Origin of the sequence: Commensalibacter sp. A3DC, assembly GCF_047307945.1 — a bacterium.
Taxonomy (GTDB): Bacteria; Pseudomonadota; Alphaproteobacteria; order Acetobacterales; family Acetobacteraceae; genus Commensalibacter; species Commensalibacter melissae.
This window is the reverse complement of the sequence record NZ_JAXOQA010000002.1, coordinates 39,227-58,639: the sequence shown is the minus strand read 5'-3', so window position 1 is coordinate 58,639 and position 19,413 is coordinate 39,227. Positions and strand designations below refer to the sequence as shown.

Here is a 19,413-nt window from a genome sequence, read left to right as displayed (position 1 = left end):
CAACAAACAAAAAAATTGAATCCAAATTTTTCATTTTCAGCAAATTATTGGAAAACTTAACCAATAAATTTAACTATCAAAAATAATCTTATTTACCGTATATTTTTATAAGCTGTATAGCCAGTTTTGATTTTAATATTAAAACTTATAAAGTAAAAATATACAACTCCAACATTTTATTTTAAAAAAAAGAATGACCACCATTGGTAACAACGTCAAAAAAATTAGGAAATATTTAAAACTTTCTCAGTCCCAATTGGCAGAAAGAGTCAGAAAGCTAACGGGTCGATGCTCCCAACAAACCATAGCGAATATTGAAAATGGCAATATTCGTGAAAGCTCTCTTTTACCTTATGTTGCACTTGCTCTGAATGTTAAACTCGACCATCTAAACCCAAATATCGGCAAGGGGAAATTAAAAAGTCAGATTAAACTTACCCCAAAAATAACTCAATTTTTCAATTCAAATTTTAAAGTTAACTCAAAAAAAGATAACTCTGATTTTAGTGATCATTCTTTTGATAACTTTAAACTGGATGAAGAAATACCTGTTTTCGGTACAATGAACTTGATCCATGATGATTTTATTCTGACGGATACGCCCATTGAGTATGTTAAACGTCCCCATGTTGTAACATTTGAAAAAGATGCTTTCGGTATTTCAATCGCAAACCGTAATATTGAACCTATCTTTAAAATTGGCGACATTATAATTTTACATCCCCGTAAAATTGCCAAGAAAGGAAATATCTGTCTTTTTTTAAAGGTGGATAATAATCTCCACATCTATACAATGGGAGAATTAATAGAGGATCACCAGAATTTCTGGTTAATAAAATATTACAATCCTGAAAAGGAAAGAAAAATCTGTAAAAAAACGTGGCAGAATTATTTTACCGTCGTTGCAAGATTTCTTTAATTCATTGAAACCAGAAAATCAATTCAGGTCTTAACATCTATGGTGGAGCCAAGGGGAATCGAACCCCTGACCTTCTCATTGCGAACGAGACGCTCTCCCAACTGAGCTATAACCCCCTAAAGTAAAATCTAATTCATTGATACTATTCCTAGAAAAACTGTCAAGAAAGAATTATATAATCCATACCATAATTTACCATCAGAATCCGTTATCAAGGAATTAGATATGTTTGAACTATATCAATTACTTCAAACCTTATTAAGCCTTTATTCTTTCATCCTGCTCGCTTATTGTATTTTCAGTTTTCTATTTGCACTTAACATCATTAATCCTAACGCACGGGCCGTTTATGTAATCGGCACTTTCCTGAGCAGGCTTTGCGAGCCGATTTTACGACCCATTCAAAGAATTTTACCGGATCTTGGTGGTATAGATATCAGTCCTATCATTGTGTTTTTAATCATTGATTATCTTATTCGTCCATTATTGTTTCGTATTTTTTTTAACTTATCAATTTTCACCCATTAAATTAAAAAATGCCGTTATTCAAAATTAAACAATACCCAATAATGAATCATTATCTTTGCTTTTCAAAAACAGCATTTCGTATCAATCTCTTTTAATTACCATGAATGAACTTTATACAGACCCAAATTCAATTTTTTTCCAGTCGAATAATTTAATCCTTTGATTTCTCCCAATAAATCGACGGAAATATTATCTTTATCCAAATACTCTTTAAACACTTTCTGATCTTTCCGATCAACCAAAGCCATTCCACAAACCTTATTCTTTTCAAGAAATGCAGCTGTTTTCATCACGTTGATCAGCTGTGTCTCTTTCCCAACTAAAAAAACCAGACTTGGTTCTGAATAAGAGGCCGAGGCCAAAACCGTTTTCTGACAGGGTTTAAAAAAATGAACAGTTCGTGCGATTTTATAACTTAGCCATTCTGGTTGTAAAGAAGGAATCAAGATTACGAATAGTTGAATATAAACAATTAGAGCAGCCAATATGGAAAAAAGAGAAGCCCTTTGAACATTTTGTTTGCAGAAACAGTAAATAACATACCCAATCAGACATAATACAGTGACTGCCCCGATCATTGCGGCATAATACCATTCTCCCGTCATGAAATGTGCCCAGATAACACTTCCAACAGCCAGAATGACTCCAACCAAACACCATAAAATCATATAAAAATAAAACAGCCCCTTTCCCAAGACAGAAATTGGACCATGCCACCTTTCAGAAATTTTCCATAATGCAGCAGATGTAAGAATTGCAATCGCAGGATATGTAGGCAATACATAATGGGGAAGTTTGGTTGCAATAACCTCAAAGACCATCCAATGGGGAATAATCCAACATAACAAAAATTTTACTGATTCAGTTTTTCTTTCCATCCATATAAAAGGTAACGACCATGCCGTAAACAGGGAACCCGGCCAAAATGCAATTAGAAAAACCAGAAGATAATACCCTGGTGGTAATCCATGCGCCTGTTGTCCTGACGCAACCTTCCCTAAAAAATTCGTACCAACTGCATTTGTGAAAAACTGTCCATGACTTATCAAGGCAATGGCAATACACCAAGGCAGGGCAATCATTACAGAAATTAACCAGCCATAGCCGGGCCTTAATTGTTTCCACCATGATTTATCCTTTTGAACCCAGGCTAGAGTCAAGGGAGTCAATAAGGTTGGGATGAGAATAACTGGCCCCTTCAACATCAATCCACACCCAATTGCGCCCCAATAGATTGCGGCAATGTGAAAAGGTGATTTTTCCACAGATGAACGGGATAACCACGCTTTTGCAACACTCGTTTGGGCAAGCAAAATGAAAAAAAGTAGAGTCGTATCTATTGTGGCCATACGACCTTCCGCAGTAAGTATTACCGAAACTGCCAGAAAAATACCCGCCAATAAACCAATACATGAATCAAATAATAGACTGCCTATCCATACAGTCAGTAAAACAGATCCAACCGCAGCAAAGAGGGAAGGAATGCGATATGGCCAAACCTCTTTATGACTGATGGAATATGCCGCCTTTACAGAAAACGCTTCCAACCAGTAAATTCCGGCAGGTTGCAGATAACGAGGCTTGTCCTGAAACCGAACATCAATATAATTACCGCTCTCCAGCATTTGAGATGTTGCCTGCATATACCGGGCCTCATCCCTATCCAGTGGTGGAAGGCTTGCTCTACCAGGTAAAAACAACACAAAAACAAACAAGGCAAGCCACAAATAATGACTTGCCTTCAAACGAAAAGACGGTTCCGAGAGATGAGAAATACTCATGCTTATCCCTTTTTATCTTGATCTGTTTCGGTCTTAAGACTTTCTAATATTACCAGGCAAATGAATACGATTTAACAACCACATTACCCCCAGTAAATCCCTTATTCCCACAAGGGCACGATTTAAATTGGTATATTTAGAAAATCCATTCAGTCTTTGCCTATGATGGACAGGATAACATAATAGAGGAACGCCATAATGGGCAAATAAAGCCGGTAAAAAACGATGTAACCCTTCAAACTGCGGTAAGGAAAGAAAATCGTTTTTCATAAACAATTTCATTGGCGCACCCGTATCTGGACAGCCATCATTCAACAAACGGCGTCTTAACCCATTTGCAAACCGCGTTGCAAACCGACGGGAAAAATTATCATGTCTCTTTAATCTTACCCCTACAACTAACGGGGGTTTTCCTTGATATCGCTGCATTACATTCCACATTGCAACAATATCAATGGGATCATCCTGACCATCCCCATCCAGAGTTGCAATCCATTCCCCCTTTGCAACTTTGATTGCAGTCAATAATGCAGCTGATTTACCGCAACATTTGGGATGAGATAAAATAACAAGCCCGGGAAGAATCGTTTTTTTTATTTCGATTAACTGATCCAGCGTATGATCAGTACTTCCATCATTAACAAAAATAACTTCACTATCAGGCAACTTTGGCAAAACAGAAGCAATTTCCTGACAGACAGGTAAAATATTATCCGCCTCGTTTAAAACAGCAACTACAATTGAAAGTTTATAATTCATGTGCATGAACGAGACGAATAAAATTAGGCATTATATTGATCTTTGGCCAACATCTTGGGAACTTCAGCAATTGCATGATCAATTAAGGACTTATCTTTTTCCTCAGTCATAACAGATGCAATTACTTCTCTTGCAGCTTTTACAGCAATTTCAGCGGCCTCTTTACGAACAACTGAAATGGCTTCTTGTTCAGAAGCGGCCATTCTTTGGCGAATAAGCTGTTCATGACGTTCAGCCGCAAATTCTGCATCCTTTTTTGCTTTGGCAGCAATACGGGCTGCAATTTCCTTGGAATTTTGCAACATTCTCTCTGCCTCTTCTTTGGCAGCCTCATGCTCTTTTCTGGCATTCGTATATATTTCTTCAGCTTCCCGACGCAAACGGCTGGCCTCTTCCAGTGCCGCCTGTATCTGTGCAGACCGTTTATCCATCATTGCAGCCAAGGGACGCCAAATCTTTTTACCAAACAGGACAAAGAATAAAATAAATGCAATAGCAGCCCAAAAACGTGGTTCTTGTAAAAAAAGCATCATACTCTCTCTGCTTGTTTAATGTGAAGACGAAGGGACAAACTGTCTGATCTTTTGATCAATAACGCCGCTATCTATCTCTTCATTCAGCATTTTCTTCACCAAAAGATACGCAACCTCTTTTGACATTTGATCAACCTGGGTCAGGGCTTTATTTCGAGCTTCAATGATGCGTTTTTCAGTATTCTTCATTTCCTGATCAAGCTTACCTTGCAATTCCTGCATTTTTTTTGCAGAATCTGCTTTGGTTTCCTGTAAAATAGCATCAACATGTCTTTGCGCTTCCAAGGCGGCATCATGACGTGTTTTATTTAATGCAGCGACAGCTTTATCAGCCTGTGCCTTAGCCTGACGTGCGGAATTCAAGTCTTGATCAATTTTTGAACGACGATGGGAAATGACATTTTCAACCTGAGGAATTGAAAAATATTTCACCACCAGAAATAAACAAAAGAAAATAATCAATACCCAAAAAAATTGACCCATTACCAATGGGTTTTTAAAGTCCATCTGGGGCATGCCAGCAGCTCTGGCATTCGTAGCAAAAACAGGTGCCAGCAACAGGCTTGCACATCCACCCGCCACGAGAGACGCCGCCAGACGGGTAAAAAAGACTGAAAAGCGTCTCATATAAAAGAACCCTTTACATGAACAGAATAAGAAAGGCGATCAGGAGTGCGTAAAGAGCCACAGCTTCTGTAAGAGCAAAGCCCAACATTCCCAAACCAAATACATGGGAACGGGAAGCTGGATTGCGAGCAATACTGCTTACCAGAGTTGCAAAAATATTACCAATACCAATACCAACACCGGAAAGAGCGATAACAGCGAGGCCGGCACCAATCTGTTTTGCAGCCAAAAGAAGCGAATGATCCATTTGTTTTTTCCTTGTTATTAAAAATAAAGTAAACGAAACCCAAAGTTAATGATGAACGGCTTCTTGTAAATACATACAGGTAAGGATTGTAAATACATAAGCTTGCAATGCACCAACCAATAGTTCAAGGGCAAATAAGGCTATATTGAGCAAAATAGGAAATATACCTAAAAAACCGCCAACAGCCAATCCCAATCCAGCAGCCAACATAATCGTGAAAGCAGCAAACATTTCCAACATGACGTGACCAGCAACCATATTCGCAAACAAACGAATAGACAGGCTGACAGGTCTCGACAAATAGGACAGGATTTCAATGGGCACCAATAACGGGGCCATTAAAATTGGCGCTCCAGCAGGCATGAAATGGGCAAAAAATTTCAGTCCCTGATTTTTGAGGGAAACAATGATTGCCAAGACAAATACCATCAAGGCCAAGCTGACCGTTACAACGATATGACTGGTAAAAGCGAAAGAAAAAGGCAAAAGCCCAAGATAGTTCCCCGTCAGGATGAAGAAAAACAATGCGAATATAAATGGGAAAAATCCTTTGCCCTTTTCACCCATGGTTCCCACAGCCATACTATATACAAATTCATATAGTATCTCTGTTGCCGCCTGATAACGACCGGGAACCACTGCCTTACGACGCATGCCAAAATAAATAGCGACCGGGACAATTACTGCTGCAATCACCATCATTAATTCTGACTGGCTGAAACGGATTGTTTCACCCAAGGTTCCAAAAACTGGATGCAACTCAAATTGACCGAGCGCGTCTATATTATGACCGGCCACTAATTTTCTCCCAATATAAACCGAATCTTACCAAAAATAGCATTTATTTTAACCTTATATCATTAGGTTTAACAAGATGCCAGATATTAAAAATGCCCGCAATCATTCCTAAAACTGAAAATATAAGAATAAAAACTGGTTTTGTTGATAACCAATAATCCAATCCATATCCTATTACAAGACCGACAATAAAGGCAGATACTACTTCTACACCAGCACGACAGGCAAAAAACCAAGGATTAGCACCATATTCTGTTTTTTTTTCTCGTTTTTTTGAAGAGCGTGGATTTAATCGATCTTCAAAACTATTCAATTTCTGATCAAAGGCATCAAACTGATTCTTTTCCTGATTCATTGTTATAGCTTCAAACCTCCAAACTGAGATCAATAACTGATCCAAACACTTCTTCAAAAATCAATTTCAAAGAAAATTACTGCGGAATATAATCATACGATGGACTTCCTGCAGGGGCACCAGCTGGTGGAACATTAAATTGCGACAATTCTACCATGGTATTTTCCGTCTTACCGATTATCCTTGCCTGTAACGCTTTACCCAGAGAATTGGCATTTCCCATCCCGCTAACATAAATTTTCTGACCTACACTCAAAATAAAATCAAGTTTTTTAATATCGGAAGAGCGAATATAAATAACTGTTCCATCCTTTAAAACAACACCCATTTTATCACCTTGCAAATTATACAAAACTTGCTTGATTGTACCATTTACAGACAAATCTGGTCCAGTAATAGGTACAGGTGAAAAGTTTGCCTCGGGACTATCCTCCTCAATCTGTTCTCCACGTTGATTGATAATCTCAAAAGCCTGGACAAAAGGTAATGAATAGGCTTTCAACCCACGAATCACCACGTCCTGACCCGGATGAACAAAGGATTTCACAATTTCCCCAAACATTGTGGAAAACATGATTTGCGTTCCATCCGTCAATAACAATCCACCCAAATTGCCATAAGGGGTAGGAAGATATTGTGCAACATTTCCCTTAACAACAGGCAATACTGAAAAATCCAGAACAGTTTTTGCAACCCGATTATTTTTCTGAACCGGATCAACCTTCCGCATATGATGTATATTTCCATTTTCTGGCCTGGCCTGGCTTTCTGACAGATTGGCATTAACAAAGACAGAACTTACCAAAAAACAGCCGGCTAATTTCCATTGATTGTTTTTCATAAACGACCACAAACCTAAATAAATTTAATAAATTTAATACGAATATACACATATTTATGGTTTTCTGTAATTATATACTGTTTACTTCAAAATGAGAAACAATCAATTTTTTTATAATGATATCATTTTTTAGACCGAGACACATGTGCATACCTCTTCTGTAACCATCCATCCTTTCAGGGAGAAAAATAGAGCTTTCTCCGTTGTCCTTTTCATCGAATTATGGGAGCGCTTTGGCTATTACGGTATGCAAAGCATTTTAGTGCTGTTCCTCATTAACAGAATGCATTTCAATGATCAGAATGCCAATCTTCTAATCGGTGCATTTTCAGCGATGACTTATGCCGCACCAGTACTTGGGGGATGGATTGGCGATAAAATCATTGGAAACAGAAGAGCGATGCTTTATGGCAGCATAATTCTTGCAATGGGCTATCTTTTATTGGCAAAGGCAACCCATGATACAGCCATTCTATATCTTACCATGGCTGTCATCAGTACAGGAAACGGTCTTTTTAAGCCCAATGCAGCAACGCTGGTTCGACGCATTTATGATCAAAACGATGATCAACTAGACATTGCCTTTACCCTTTATTATATGGCAGTCAATGTTGGCTCGACCGTTTCCATGCTTCTCTGTCCAATTCTTAAAGACCATTATGGATGGTCCGCTGCCTTTATCACCTGTTTCATAGGACTTGTCCTTGGCATTCTCAATTATTTTGCCACACATAAAAGATTAAATCCCTATTTGCCCAAGAAAGATCAGGATCCATTATCCTGGCTGGTTCAAGGTCTGATTTTTCTAGGGATTGCCACCTTTATTTCCGGAATGACCTTTCTGATTCAATCGGCAACCTTGATTGCTGCATGTATGTGGGCTGCGGCTATACTGATCTTTCTTTTATGGTTCATCATGTATTACAGGATTGATTCATCAAGTCGTTATGGTCTAAAAATAATGTATATCCTAACTCTGGAAGGAATGCTTTACTTTATTTTCTATCAACAAATGTCAACATCTTTGACCTTGTTCGCGCAACGGAATATAAATCCCGCTTTTTATATCGGATCATATCATCTTTTCAATTGGTCTTCGGGACAGTTTCAGGCGCTCAATCCCATTGCGATTATCATTCTCAGCCCCATTCTGGCAAAACTATATGACTATATAAACAGGCAATCATATGATATTTCCATTGCCACAAAATTCATTACCGGTTTCAGTTTTGTCGCCTTCGCCTTTGGTATTTGGTGGTTTGCCTGTTTTAGAAGCACAACTCCACAATTATCCTCCTGGGTTATGATATATGGTTATTTTTTCCTTTCTCTGGGAGAACTTTTAACCAGTGGTCTCGGTTTGGCAGTCATTGCCCGCTATGTCCCGGCATCCATGAATGGGTTTATGACCGGATCTTATTTCATGGCTTCAGGTATCTCCCTTTACATAGGCAGTAAAATCGCAAATCTTGCAGCCTCAAAAAATATCAATACAGCAACTGACCATCTTACACTTCGATTATATCAAAATTTATTTTTAAATCTTTTTATCGCTGCCATTATTGTCTTGATTTTCCTGGTTGTTTTATATCCCCTTATTCAAAAATGGGATCGTAATTTTAAAACCAATCAAATATGAAATAAGATTTCATTGATACGAAACCATGTTTATTTTAATATTACGCAAGACATAAAAAGCGCATAAAACCGCAAAAAATCCAAAAGGCATAACCCCAATTGCCTGACCAACCAATATTCCTTTTGGGCCATAGGTTGCACCAAACCAGACAAAGGGAATTGTCCCCAACGTGGCTCTACCCCAATTAAACAGGGTCGATAATAAGGGATATCCCAAATTGTTAAAAGCCGTATTGGAAACAAATAACATCCCCAAAAATAAATTGCTTAAAATAACCCAGTGACAAAATAACCGCATCAGTTCAATACCTGCCGCCTTTAACGCAAACATTTTGACAATCCATTCCTCTCCAACAAAAAAAAGGATCCATGCACATAAAACACATAAACATACCAATTTCAGTGAGACCATCAAAGTTTCACACATCCGATCCCTAAACCCGGCACCGAAGTTTTGCGAAATAATCGGCCCCACCGAACCCGTCAAAGCAAATACAAACGCAAATGCTACAGGAACGATACGATCAATTGCGGTTTGTCCCGCAATTGCATCGCTTCCAAAAGATGCCATTGTCTTGATAACAAAAGTGTTTCCTGCTGGTGTCGCTAGATTGGTTAAAATCGCAGGAAATGCAATTACAAAAACAGGATAAGAATCAGAAAAGATCTTTTTCCAAACTGGCTTATGAATTAATTGATACTTCCTCAAACTATAAAAACCAAAAACGGCAACAGCCGCTCGTGAAAAAACGGTACTTACTGCCGCTCCTTCCAATCCCCAACCAAAATATAAAATGAACAAAGGATCCAAAACCGCCGTGACCAGGGCTCCTGCAATTGTGATATACATGGATCCTTTTGCATCACCCACCGCCCTTAACAATCCAGACAATGCCATTCCCAACCCTATAAAACATAAAAAGGGGGAAGTAATAGCTATAAACTGACCGGCTTGTTCAAGCACTAAATCCTGTGCCCCTAATAAAGATAAAACTGGATATCGGAAAACCATGATCGCAATACCAATTACAATCATAATTACCGTCATCAATAATAAAAACGAATTTATAATCTGACCTGCCAAATCATGTTTTTTGGCCCCAATCAGCCGTGCAGTCACGACCGTGATTCCAATAGACATACCAATACAGATCGCCACCTGCAAAAAGTTAATTACATTGGCAAAACCAATAGCTGCTGTGTAACGTGTATCCCCCAATCTGGAAATATAAAAAAGATTCAGAAAATCAACCAGAAAAACAGCCATTAACCCAATTGTGCCGGTTCCGGCCATAACGATCACATGCCGCATAATAGACCCTTCACAAAAACGGGGTTTATGTATTGATGGATCTTTGGCAGAAATTGTCATAATAAATCACGGTCTTAATTTTAAAGAAATAATAGAATCTTTTACACACAGATCATTGATTCATAAATCTTTTATTTATGACGATCCTGTTCCTGAAGATAAGGCAAATAGATTTTTTCCAAAAAAGAAACAGGAAACAAATCAAGGATTCTTGCGATAATGGCAAGCCAAACTGGAAAAATAACACGCCTTTTTCGCCCTTCTATCCCTTCCAATATCAATTGTGCCGCCTTATCCGCCGATATTTTCCCTGGCATATAAAATTTGTTTTTTTGTGTCATCGGTGTTTCAACAAAACCACAACAAACACTCGTTAACTGAATTCTGCATTTTTTCCACCAACCCATACCACTCGCCACCATAAACCGATCCACAGCCGCTTTTGACGCACAATAAGATGGAGCCCAGGCCGAAGTGAAAAAGCTTGCAATTGAGGCAATAGCAGCTATTCTTCCTCGTATATGTTCTGAATTGCATTCCTGTCTTTGCATCACCTCAATTGCGGGAAGAACTGTATTGAGGACACCATTCATATTGGTCTGCATGATTTTATAGCACTGTGCAATTGGTTCTGGAATAACATGCGCATGGGTCTCAACATGAGGAACGAAAGAAATTCCTGCACAAGCCAATACAAGATCAAGCTGTCCAGCAGATTTAATCCATTCATCCATTTCCTGATGATTGCAGACATCAATAATTTTCGTATGAACATTGGCACCCAGTTGACAACATTTTTCAGCCAATCCTGCCAAAGCATCCGAACGCCGGCCTGATAAATGCAATGTGACCCCTGGTTTGGCAAGCCGAATAGCCAAGGCATACCCAATACCTGATGATGCCCCCGTGATTAGAACTGATCGTAATTTCATATACATATATTGTTTACTTTTCTGTTATAAGCTTGAATAATTACTGCTTATCAAGGAATATCAAGGTATGTCTGAATCTAAAGCCAAATCAACATCAACTCCAAGAAAAAGAGGAATCTGTTTTGTTTTTTCCGCCCCTTCTGGTGCTGGAAAATCAACAATTGCCAATGCTCTCCGGGCGACTCAACCCAATTTGTTTCCTTCGATCTCAGTAACAACCCGTGACCCTCGACCCGGTGAGGAACACGGTGTTCATTATCATTTTATCAGTCAAGAAGAATTTGAAAAACAAGCAGAAAATGATGAGTTACTGGAATGGGCAACCGTCTTTGGTCGAGGTTATGGTACACCCAGGGCTCCTGTCGAAAAACTATTGTCGGAAGGCAAAGACCTTATCTTTGACATAGATTGGCAAGGACATCAACAGATTCGTAAGGCTTTACCCCATGATGTTGTAGGTATCTTTATCTTGCCCCCCTCACTTAATGAACTAAAAAATCGCCTTCAACTGAGAGGGTCAGACCATATTGACGAAATTAACAATAGAATGAACAAGGCAATGGATGAAATATCCCATTGGAATGAATTCGATTATGTTATTATTAATCATCAATTAAACAAGGCTATTGAAGAAATTGAATCTATTTTAGCCAGCGAACGATTAAAAACAGACAGACAATTATTTTTAGACCCTTTCATTCAAAATTTTCAACATGAGCGATAATACTAAAATGGATTTTTCAGCCTTAACCATCCTGTGCATAGGCGATATTATGCTGGACCGCTTTATTTACGGAAATGTCCAGCGTATTTCACCCGAGGCACCAGTACCTGTTCTTCATTTAAACAGCCAAAAAGAAATGCTGGGCGGTGTTGGAAATGTTGCCAATAATATTTTATCCCTAAATGGTAAGGCTGTTCTGGTTGGATTAGTCGGAAATGATGAATATGCATTGAAAATAAAAAAAATAATGCGTTCGAAATATATTCCCGAAGATTCCATTATTTCCTCTCCCTATCGCCCAACTATCTGTAAATCGCGCTTTATCGCTGCAAATCAACAAATCATTCGTGCAGATGAAGAAAGTCTTATTCCCCTTCATTCCGAAGAAATCACCCTATTGATTGAAAATATTGAAAAAAATATTCCATCTGTTCAGGCTGTTATCATATCTGATTACGGAAAGGGGGTCTGTCACCCTGAGATTATTCAGTTTATCGCACAAAGGGCCAAGCATTACAGCCTGCCTGTATTTGTTGATCCTAAATCCAGGGATTTTTCCCTTTATAGACATGCCACCTGTATCACACCCAATATTGCTGAAGCAAGCCAGGCCGTGCAGATGTCCCTGAAAACTGATACCGATTTTGAAAAGGCAGGACAGGAACTCTTAGATATCACCCAGGGACAAGCCATTCTGATCACACGATCAGAAAAGGGAATGACATTAGTTGAAAAAAACAGAAACACCCAACATATACCCTCCCGAGCTAGGGAGGTATTTGATGTTTCTGGCGCGGGCGATACAGTTATTGCAACCTTGGCATTGGGGGTCGCCTCGGGATTATGCATAAGGGAATCAATGCATATTGCAAATGCAGCTGCTGGTGTCGTAATCGGAAAAGCGGGAACCTCCACCGCCACCATTGCAGAAGTTCAAAATGAACTGAAAGCACAATCCTCAGAAGAGACTTTTCCTCTTGTTACACCTGAACTGATTTCACTGAATGATTTGACCCTTCAAGTCAATAAATGGAAAAAACAGGGGCTTACTATTGGTTTTACCAATGGATGTTTTGACATCCTCCATACAGGTCATATATCGCTTTTGCAATCAGCACGCACACAATGTGACCGGCTTATCGTTGCACTGAATTCAGATACAAGTATTCAACGTTTAAAAGGACCCAAAAGACCTATTAATCCGTTAAAAGAACGCGCCAGACTCATTTCTGCCATACGGTATGTCGATGCCGTTGTTGCCTTTGACGACGATACCCCTCTTAATCTTATTCAACATATAAAACCTGATATTCTAATCAAAGGGGCAGATTATATTGGAAAAGAAGTTGTTGGACAGAATATCGTTGAACAATATAACGGCAAAGTTATTTTGACAGAATTGCAGAAAGGTTTTTCAACCACCAATATTATTGATAAAATAAAACATTTATAAATCAATGTAATTTGAGTCTAAAAAGTCAAGTATTATGCCTATCTCCCAAAATATAACCCGATACTATATCCTCTTTACTTCCTGGTTATTTGATAAGGCCTTACCATATTGGGGAACAATAGGATGTGATGGAACCGCAGAAAACCCTTTTCTTTACGGAGTTCATGAACAACTAAAGCTTGATGGACAACCTGATTTTCCTGGATACAAACGAATGCGTGTTCAGGCACGTCAACTTTATACCTTTAGTCAAGCAGGACTTTTGGGATGGACAAAGGGCAACATAATTGCTGAAAGAATATATGTTTTTATGCAAAATGCCCTTCAAGGTGAGGGACATTGGGCAAAATCCCTAACACGAAAAGGAAAAATTCTTGATAAAGCTTCTGATTTATATGATCTAGCCTTTATCATTTTCTCTCTGGCCTGGTATGGAAAATTGAGTAATAATCCCAGACCCATTCAACAGGCCCGCCAGACCATACAATGGATCCTGCAATTTATGGCTTATCCTGAGGGTGGTTTTAAAAATATTCTCCCCTTGACTGCCGGATATCGTCAACAAAACCCGCATATGCATCTCCTGGAAGCAACGCTGGCCTTGTTCGAAGTTACCCAAAATGAACGAGATCTTCTTTTAGCCCACAAACTTATTTCTCTATTTAAAAATCATTTTTTTGATCATCAAGCTGGTGTTTTAGGTGAATATTATACTGAAGGGTGGTTTAATGCTCCTTGCATGGCTCGGGAAAGTATCGAGCCGGGACATCAATATGAATGGATTTGGCTGCTTTACGAATATCAACGCTTGACTGGAATCAGTTATAAAAACGAAATTGACCGTCTATTTCTTTTTAACCGTTTACATGCCATTGATCAAAAAACCGGACTCGTTGCGGATAAAGTAAGAAGAGACGGGACACTAACCCATAAATCTGCCCGATTATGGGTTCAGACAGAAGCTTTACGGGCGACAATTCATAATCAAGATGAAACAAGTTGCCGCCATCTTGTCCAAATTCTTCATAACTTATTATATCGCTATTTTACCCACTGCCCGTCAGGCACATGGCAAGATCAATTGGATGATCACTATCATTATAGAAACGATAAAATACCCACCAGTTCATTTTATCATATCATGAGTGCCTATATACAACTTCATAAAACAATCAACTTATCCACATTATCCACAGATTTCCCCACAATTAACACCCCCATTAATCAACAAAAAGTGATACAATAAAAACGTGAGTAATAAAGAATCCAGTTCTAGTAAATCATCTTTGTTGGAAATGTCACAAAGACTGCCTCCAACCAATATTCAAGCAGAACAGTCATTGCTTGGTGCTTTACTGACCAACAATAAGGCTTATGATAAAATCGCCGATTTTTTGATTGGTGAACATTTTTCAGATCCCATCAATAAAGAAATCTACGATGCTATTGTAAAGCGTATTGAAGCTGGTCAAATAGCGGATGCCGTTACTTTGAAAGCTGAGTTTGAACATTCGGGAAAATTGGATCAGGTTGGCGGAGTAGCTTATCTAGGACAATTGTTACAATCCATGGTGGGAATTATTAATGCCAAGGATTATGGTAAAATTATTCATGATGCCTGGATAAGAAGACAGTTAATTGATATTGGCGAGGATATTGTCAACGAAGCTTTTCAATCAAATACTGAAATAAATGGCACTGATCAGATTTCTTTGGGCGAAGAAAAGCTTTTCCAGCTTGCCACGCATAAAGGGCAAGAGGGTGGTTTCGTCACCTTTGAAAATGCATTAACAGAAGCCATTACAATTGCTGAAAAGGCTTTTACAAACAGTAGCGGAATCGCCGGACTCACCACAGGGTTACGTGACTTGGACAAAAGAACTGGGGGATTGCATCCTTCTGACTTAATTATTCTGGCTGGTCGGCCTGCCATGGGAAAAACTGCCCTGGCAACTAAAATCGCTTTTAATGCGGCACGCAATCTTTTACAAGAATCACAAATTCAATCGGATACAAATCATCATAAAATAGGAACTGTTGCCATTTTTTCTTTGGAAATGTCTTCTGAACAATTGGCCACCCGTTTACTTTCCGAGGAATCACGTGTTTCAAGTGAACGCATCCGTCGTGGAGAAATTGGACAAAAGGAATTTGATCGCTTTGTTCAAGTCAGCCGAGAATTATCACAGCTTCCTCTCTATATTGATGATACACCTGCAATCAGTCTATCCGTCATGCGAACACGCTGCCGGAGATTATCTCGAACAAAAGGGTTGCGATTGGTTGTCGTCGACTATTTACAACTGATGCGTCCATCCGTTGGCAGTAAACCTGAAAGTCGGGTCTTGGAAATTTCACAAATTACCCAAGGATTAAAAGCTCTGGCAAAAGAATTTAACATTCCCGTTATTGCACTTTCACAACTTTCAAGACAAGTCGAAAGCCGAGAAGATAAACGTCCGCAACTTTCAGACTTACGAGAATCTGGCTCAATTGAACAGGATGCAGATAGCGTCATGTTTGTCTATCGTGATGAATACTACTTACAGCAACGCATGCCGAAACCGACCACATTTGAAAATGAGGATAAATATCAAATTGCCTTGGAAAAATGGCAAGCAGATATGAATAAGGTTCATAATAAAGCAGAACTCATTCTTGAAAAGCAACGTCATGGCCCAACCTGTAAAATTGACCTCTTTTTTGAAGGAGAATTTACACGCTTTACCGATCTTGACGAAATTCACGATTATTAATTCAATAAAAAAAATCAACAAAACCATTCATGTTAATGGCTGTTAACATCCCCCTGAATCAAGGGAACCTGCGTGACTTTTTGAGGGGTAAGGGTTACAATCCGATAAATAATGCCATTCCCTTCCCCAGCGACACCACTTAAATCTGATTCTTGATTGTAAGAAGAATAGTCTTCATCATTTTTAACCACAGGAATATTCATTACAAAAATCCATTTTCCTGCCGGCAAATAGGCAATGTGAAAATCACCTTCTTGATCACAAGTTACGGAAAAACGGTATTGAACAGACTGTGGATTTAAATTCTTGATATTGGTAATACCTCGCATTCTAAACTGCAACTGTTCCATTACATAATCAGAATAGGGATAATAATAGACGGTTTGTCCTGCACAACTTTTCATCGTACCATCGGATAATCGATAGATACCCATACCTGCGACCGCTGCATTTCCTGTTGTTTTAGACCATTGAACCGAAGCTGGATCAAATTGGCTTTTCAAGCGATATTCTTTCGCATAAACAAACTGCACAAACAGAAATAAAGAAGAAATACAGAACAAACCTATCCGTTTCATTTTCCCTTGACCTTTTAATGACGGAAATGGCGCATTCCCGTAAAAACCATTGCAATTCCAGCCTCATCTGCGGCCGCAATCACCTCATTGTCACGCATTGAACCACCTGGCTGAATAACCGCAGTGGCTCCTGCCGCTACGGCAGCCTGCAAACCGTCTGCAAATGGAAAAAAGGCATCTGAAGCAACAACACTTCCCCGGGTCATGGGTTTTTCTAAACCGGCGGCTTGAGCTGCTTCCGCACTTTTGTGGGCAGCAATCCTGGCTGAATCGACACGACTCATTTGACCCGCACCTATCCCTACAGTCGCTTTATCTTTAACATAAATAATTGCATTTGATTTAACATGCTTGCCAATCGTAAAGGCAAAAATCAGATCTTCCATTTCCTTTTCAGTAGGTTCGCGTTTAGTTACAACCTTAAAATCGGAAGGTCGTCCATTATCACGATTTTGTAAAAGATACCCACCCGCCAAAGTACGAACCGTCATACCTTGTGCCAATGGATCAGGCATTGCCCCTGTTTCTAAAACCCTTACATTCTTTTTCTTTGAAAGGATCTCCAATGCATCTGAATTGACCTTTGGAGCAATAATCACTTCACTAAATATAGTTATAATTTTTTGTGCGGCTTCTTTATCTAATGGACGATTGACCGCAATAATTCCTCCAAAAGCAGAAACAGGATCACACCGTAAAGCCAAATCCCAAGCTTCTGATAAAGAAGATGCGCTTGCTGCACCACAAGGGTTTGCATGTTTGACAATAACAACAGATGGTTTATCAAATTCAGCCACCGCTTCAAAAGCTGCATCTGTATCGTTAAAATTATTATAGGAAAGCTCTTTACCCTGTAATTGTTGGGCTGTTGCAACACCCGGACGTTGTTCATCATTCGTATAAAAAGCAGCCTGTTGATGAGGGTTTTCCCCGTATCGCAAAATCTGTTTCCGTTGGCCACTTAAATTTAGGCGTTCTGGAAATATATCTTTTGCCTGACCTGCAAACCAACTGGCAATCGCAGCATCATATGCAGCGGTCCGGGCATAAGCCACCTGGGCCCATTTTCGCCGCTGCTGTATTGTTGTTCCACCATTCTGCTTCATCTCTTCTTTAAAAACGGCATATTGATGAACATCCGTCAACACCGCGACATGACTATGGTTTTTAGATGCAGCCCTGATTAAAGCTGGACCACCGATATCAATATTTTCTATAATATCTTCTTTACCGGCGCCTGACACGACTGTTTCCTCAAAAGGGTATAAATTGACACACAACAAATCAATCGGCAAAATATTATGCTGTTTCATTTGTTCCTGATGACTGGCCAGATCACGTCGTCCCAATAACCCACCATGAATTTGAGGCACCAGTGTTTTAACTCGACCGTCCAGAATTTCCGGAAATCCTGTAAAATCCGAAACCTCCACCACTTTTATTCCGGCATCCCGAAGTGCTTTGGCTGTCCCACCTGTTGACAAGATTTCCACGCTGTTTTCAGCCAATAACTTGGCCAAATCAATTAAACCTGTTTTATCAGAAACAGAAATCAAAGCCCGACGAACAGGAATAATCTGTTGATCCATATTAATATTCCAAACCTAATATTCTAACAATTTACACTTATTATAATTTTTATTGAGGATGGGCAACCCATCGCCATGTTTGAATTCCCTGCCGCGCCAGTTCACGATGGATAACCAATGCAGGGAAACGCATTTCTTTATCTTTAGAATTAACAATACGACGTGCAAGGTCCTCTATAACGGTAACTGAACGATGACGTCCACCAGAACATCCTACCGCAATTGTGACGTATTTTTTTCCTTCTATCGCAAAACGGGGAAAAATCAAATTTAGCATCTGATAAATCTGATCAACAAATTTCTCATAATCAGGATCACTTTTAACATAATCTTGGATCGACGTATCCAGTCCCGTCAGTGCTGATAATTCTGATATATAATAAGGATTATGCAAAAACCGTGCATCGAATACCATATCCGCCTCTCTTGGAATTCCAACAGGAAAGGCAAAAGACATCAAGGTTAGGGTAAAGCGGTTTTTAGTATCCAGATGATTAAAGTTATACCTTGTTTCCACAAGCAACCTTAATTCCATAGGGGGAAGATCCGATGTATCAATAACCAGATCGGCAACATTTCGTAATGGATTCATCAAGGCTATTTCAGCACTAATCCCGTCCTTAACCGTACCATTGGCAGCCATTGGATGACGACGACGGGTTGCTGTATAACGTCGCAACAAAACGTCCAACTCTGCCGTGGCGTAAATTAGTTCAACCTTAAGGGATGAATTCTGCTTTAAACTATTTAAAACCTCTAGAAATGCATTCACCTCAAACCCATTGGTTCTGGAATCAATGCCTATTGCAATGGGTCCCTGAACACGCCCAACAACATCCGCAATAAGCTGTAAAGGCGCATTATCAACCAGTTCATATCCAAGATCCTCAAAAACCCGAAGAATAGACGCTTTACCAGCTCCTGATAATCCCGTTACAAAAATTACCAATTTCTTACTTGACGTGAAATCATGCATTCTGAAGAAATCAACTTTTTAAATAAAAATTTTCAAATACCTCATAAAGGGTTATGTTAAGCAATCC

At 39.2% G+C, this 19,413-nt stretch carries 20 protein-coding genes and 1 tRNA gene; 7 read left to right on the top strand and 14 right to left on the bottom strand.

Annotated features, from left to right (window positions below):
* Window positions 1-193: 193 nt before the first annotated feature.
* The gene (locus U0839_RS00550) at window positions 194-919 is read left to right on the top strand and encodes a helix-turn-helix transcriptional regulator (protein ID WP_122124171.1); all 726 of its coding nucleotides are present in this window, start codon (window positions 194-196) and stop codon (window positions 917-919) included.
* A 40-nt stretch (window positions 920-959) separates the two neighbouring features.
* On the opposite strand, the gene U0839_RS00545 is transcribed toward U0839_RS00550, so the two are convergent.
* Window positions 960-1,035 (bottom strand) — tRNA-Ala (locus U0839_RS00545).
* Window positions 1,036-1,144: 109 nt separating this feature from the next.
* Between U0839_RS00545 and U0839_RS00540 the strand changes: the two genes are divergently transcribed.
* Complete coding sequence (locus tag U0839_RS00540) at window positions 1,145-1,447, top strand: YggT family protein (protein ID WP_110439173.1); 303 nt, start codon at window positions 1,145-1,147, stop codon at window positions 1,445-1,447.
* Window positions 1,448-1,542: 95 nt separating this feature from the next.
* On the opposite strand, the gene U0839_RS00535 is transcribed toward U0839_RS00540, so the two are convergent.
* The 8 genes from U0839_RS00535 to U0839_RS00500 all read right to left on the bottom strand — a co-directional run bounded on the left by U0839_RS00535 (window position 1,543) and on the right by U0839_RS00500 (window position 7,388).
* Entirely contained in the window at window positions 1,543-3,228 is a 1,686-nt protein-coding gene (locus U0839_RS00535) for an ArnT family glycosyltransferase (RefSeq protein WP_155566091.1), read from the bottom strand.
* Between the two features lie 33 nt (window positions 3,229-3,261).
* Entirely contained in the window at window positions 3,262-3,987 is a 726-nt protein-coding gene (locus U0839_RS00530; RefSeq protein ID WP_155566092.1) for a glycosyltransferase family 2 protein, read from the bottom strand.
* 23 nt (window positions 3,988-4,010) lie between these two features.
* On the bottom strand, window positions 4,011-4,520 hold the full coding sequence (gene atpF, locus U0839_RS00525; RefSeq protein WP_230873476.1) for a F0F1 ATP synthase subunit B: 510 nt from the start codon (window positions 4,518-4,520) through the stop codon (window positions 4,011-4,013).
* A gap of 15 nt (window positions 4,521-4,535) precedes the next feature.
* Window positions 4,536-5,147, bottom strand: coding sequence for a hypothetical protein (locus U0839_RS00520; RefSeq protein WP_110439175.1), 612 nt, complete (start codon window positions 5,145-5,147; stop codon window positions 4,536-4,538).
* A 13-nt stretch (window positions 5,148-5,160) separates the two neighbouring features.
* Window positions 5,161-5,394 carry an ATP synthase subunit C family protein gene (locus U0839_RS00515; protein ID WP_110439176.1) on the bottom strand — a complete coding sequence of 78 codons (234 nt, stop codon included), beginning with the start codon at window positions 5,392-5,394 and terminating at the stop codon, window positions 5,161-5,163.
* A 45-nt stretch (window positions 5,395-5,439) separates the two neighbouring features.
* Window positions 5,440-6,207: a F0F1 ATP synthase subunit A gene (locus tag U0839_RS00510; RefSeq protein ID WP_110439177.1), complete on the bottom strand. Its 768-nt coding sequence runs from the start codon at window positions 6,205-6,207 to the stop codon at window positions 5,440-5,442.
* A gap of 28 nt (window positions 6,208-6,235) precedes the next feature.
* On the bottom strand, window positions 6,236-6,547 hold the full coding sequence (locus tag U0839_RS00505) for an AtpZ/AtpI family protein (RefSeq protein WP_110439178.1): 312 nt from the start codon (window positions 6,545-6,547) through the stop codon (window positions 6,236-6,238).
* A 76-nt stretch (window positions 6,548-6,623) separates the two neighbouring features.
* Window positions 6,624-7,388: a hypothetical protein gene (locus U0839_RS00500; protein WP_155566093.1), complete on the bottom strand. Its 765-nt coding sequence runs from the start codon at window positions 7,386-7,388 to the stop codon at window positions 6,624-6,626.
* A gap of 145 nt (window positions 7,389-7,533) precedes the next feature.
* Here U0839_RS00500 and U0839_RS00495 point away from each other — a divergent pair, with 145 nt between their 5' ends.
* A complete protein-coding gene (locus U0839_RS00495; RefSeq protein ID WP_155566094.1) occupies window positions 7,534-9,027 on the top strand; it encodes an oligopeptide:H+ symporter in 1,494 nt (497 codons plus the stop codon).
* 9 nt (window positions 9,028-9,036) lie between these two features.
* Here U0839_RS00495 and U0839_RS00490 read toward each other — a convergent pair whose 3' ends face one another.
* On the bottom strand, window positions 9,037-10,398 hold the full coding sequence (locus tag U0839_RS00490; protein WP_230873477.1) for an MATE family efflux transporter: 1,362 nt from the start codon (window positions 10,396-10,398) through the stop codon (window positions 9,037-9,039).
* A gap of 71 nt (window positions 10,399-10,469) precedes the next feature.
* Window positions 10,470-11,270 (bottom strand): SDR family NAD(P)-dependent oxidoreductase, encoded by an 801-nt coding sequence (locus tag U0839_RS00485; RefSeq protein WP_230873478.1) that lies wholly within the window; start codon window positions 11,268-11,270, stop codon window positions 10,470-10,472.
* Between the two features lie 67 nt (window positions 11,271-11,337).
* On the opposite strand from U0839_RS00485, the gene gmk reads away from it, so the two are divergent.
* From gmk to U0839_RS00465, 4 genes are read left to right on the top strand one after another with little or no spacing between them, the layout of a single operon-like run.
* Window positions 11,338-11,994, top strand: a complete 657-nt coding sequence (gene gmk / locus U0839_RS00480; RefSeq protein WP_155566096.1) for a guanylate kinase — start codon at window positions 11,338-11,340, stop codon at window positions 11,992-11,994.
* A gap of 7 nt (window positions 11,995-12,001) precedes the next feature.
* The gene (gene rfaE1 / locus U0839_RS00475) at window positions 12,002-13,447 is read left to right on the top strand and encodes a D-glycero-beta-D-manno-heptose-7-phosphate kinase (protein ID WP_155566118.1); all 1,446 of its coding nucleotides are present in this window, start codon (window positions 12,002-12,004) and stop codon (window positions 13,445-13,447) included.
* A 34-nt stretch (window positions 13,448-13,481) separates the two neighbouring features.
* Window positions 13,482-14,693, top strand: coding sequence for an AGE family epimerase/isomerase (locus tag U0839_RS00470; protein ID WP_413549861.1), 1,212 nt, complete (start codon window positions 13,482-13,484; stop codon window positions 14,691-14,693).
* A gap of 4 nt (window positions 14,694-14,697) precedes the next feature.
* Window positions 14,698-16,203: a replicative DNA helicase gene (locus U0839_RS00465; RefSeq protein WP_347400651.1), complete on the top strand. Its 1,506-nt coding sequence runs from the start codon at window positions 14,698-14,700 to the stop codon at window positions 16,201-16,203.
* A gap of 32 nt (window positions 16,204-16,235) precedes the next feature.
* Here U0839_RS00465 and U0839_RS00460 read toward each other — a convergent pair whose 3' ends face one another.
* From U0839_RS00460 to rapZ, 3 genes are read right to left on the bottom strand one after another with little or no spacing between them, the layout of a single operon-like run.
* The gene (locus tag U0839_RS00460; protein WP_155566098.1) at window positions 16,236-16,781 is read right to left on the bottom strand and encodes a hypothetical protein; all 546 of its coding nucleotides are present in this window, start codon (window positions 16,779-16,781) and stop codon (window positions 16,236-16,238) included.
* 14 nt (window positions 16,782-16,795) lie between these two features.
* The gene (gene purH, locus U0839_RS00455) at window positions 16,796-18,370 is read right to left on the bottom strand and encodes a bifunctional phosphoribosylaminoimidazolecarboxamide formyltransferase/IMP cyclohydrolase (protein WP_155566099.1); all 1,575 of its coding nucleotides are present in this window, start codon (window positions 18,368-18,370) and stop codon (window positions 16,796-16,798) included.
* Window positions 18,371-18,419: 49 nt separating this feature from the next.
* Entirely contained in the window at window positions 18,420-19,346 is a 927-nt protein-coding gene (gene rapZ, locus U0839_RS00450; protein WP_155566100.1) for an RNase adapter RapZ, read from the bottom strand.
* Window positions 19,347-19,413: the final 67 nt, after the last annotated feature.

Bases quoted from the DNA above. Each gene is read 5' to 3' on its own strand.
- U0839_RS00490 (WP_230873477.1), bottom strand. From the start codon at position 10,398: ATGACAATTTCTGCCAAAGATCCATCAATACATAAACCCCGTTTTTGT.
- rfaE1 (WP_155566118.1), top strand. From the start codon at position 12,002: ATGGATTTTTCAGCCTTAACCATCCTGTGCATAGGCGATATTATGCTG.
- U0839_RS00460 (WP_155566098.1), bottom strand. From the start codon at position 16,781: ATGAAACGGATAGGTTTGTTCTGTATTTCTTCTTTATTTCTGTTTGTG.
- purH (WP_155566099.1), bottom strand. From the start codon at position 18,370: ATGGATCAACAGATTATTCCTGTTCGTCGGGCTTTGATTTCTGTTTCT.
- U0839_RS00515 (WP_110439176.1), bottom strand. From the start codon at position 5,394: ATGGATCATTCGCTTCTTTTGGCTGCAAAACAGATTGGTGCCGGCCTC.
- atpF (WP_230873476.1), bottom strand. From the start codon at position 4,520: ATGATGCTTTTTTTACAAGAACCACGTTTTTGGGCTGCTATTGCATTT.
- U0839_RS00470 (WP_413549861.1), top strand. From the start codon at position 13,482: ATGCCTATCTCCCAAAATATAACCCGATACTATATCCTCTTTACTTCC.
- U0839_RS00520 (WP_110439175.1), bottom strand. From the start codon at position 5,147: ATGAGACGCTTTTCAGTCTTTTTTACCCGTCTGGCGGCGTCTCTCGTG.
- U0839_RS00485 (WP_230873478.1), bottom strand. From the start codon at position 11,270: ATGAAATTACGATCAGTTCTAATCACGGGGGCATCATCAGGTATTGGG.
- U0839_RS00530 (WP_155566092.1), bottom strand. From the start codon at position 3,987: ATGAATTATAAACTTTCAATTGTAGTTGCTGTTTTAAACGAGGCGGAT.
- gmk (WP_155566096.1), top strand. From the start codon at position 11,338: ATGTCTGAATCTAAAGCCAAATCAACATCAACTCCAAGAAAAAGAGGA.
- U0839_RS00500 (WP_155566093.1), bottom strand. From the start codon at position 7,388: ATGAAAAACAATCAATGGAAATTAGCCGGCTGTTTTTTGGTAAGTTCT.
- rapZ (WP_155566100.1), bottom strand. From the start codon at position 19,346: ATGCATGATTTCACGTCAAGTAAGAAATTGGTAATTTTTGTAACGGGA.
- U0839_RS00540 (WP_110439173.1), top strand. From the start codon at position 1,145: ATGTTTGAACTATATCAATTACTTCAAACCTTATTAAGCCTTTATTCT.
- U0839_RS00550 (WP_122124171.1), top strand. From the start codon at position 194: ATGACCACCATTGGTAACAACGTCAAAAAAATTAGGAAATATTTAAAA.
- U0839_RS00535 (WP_155566091.1), bottom strand. From the start codon at position 3,228: ATGAGTATTTCTCATCTCTCGGAACCGTCTTTTCGTTTGAAGGCAAGT.
- U0839_RS00505 (WP_110439178.1), bottom strand. From the start codon at position 6,547: ATGAATCAGGAAAAGAATCAGTTTGATGCCTTTGATCAGAAATTGAAT.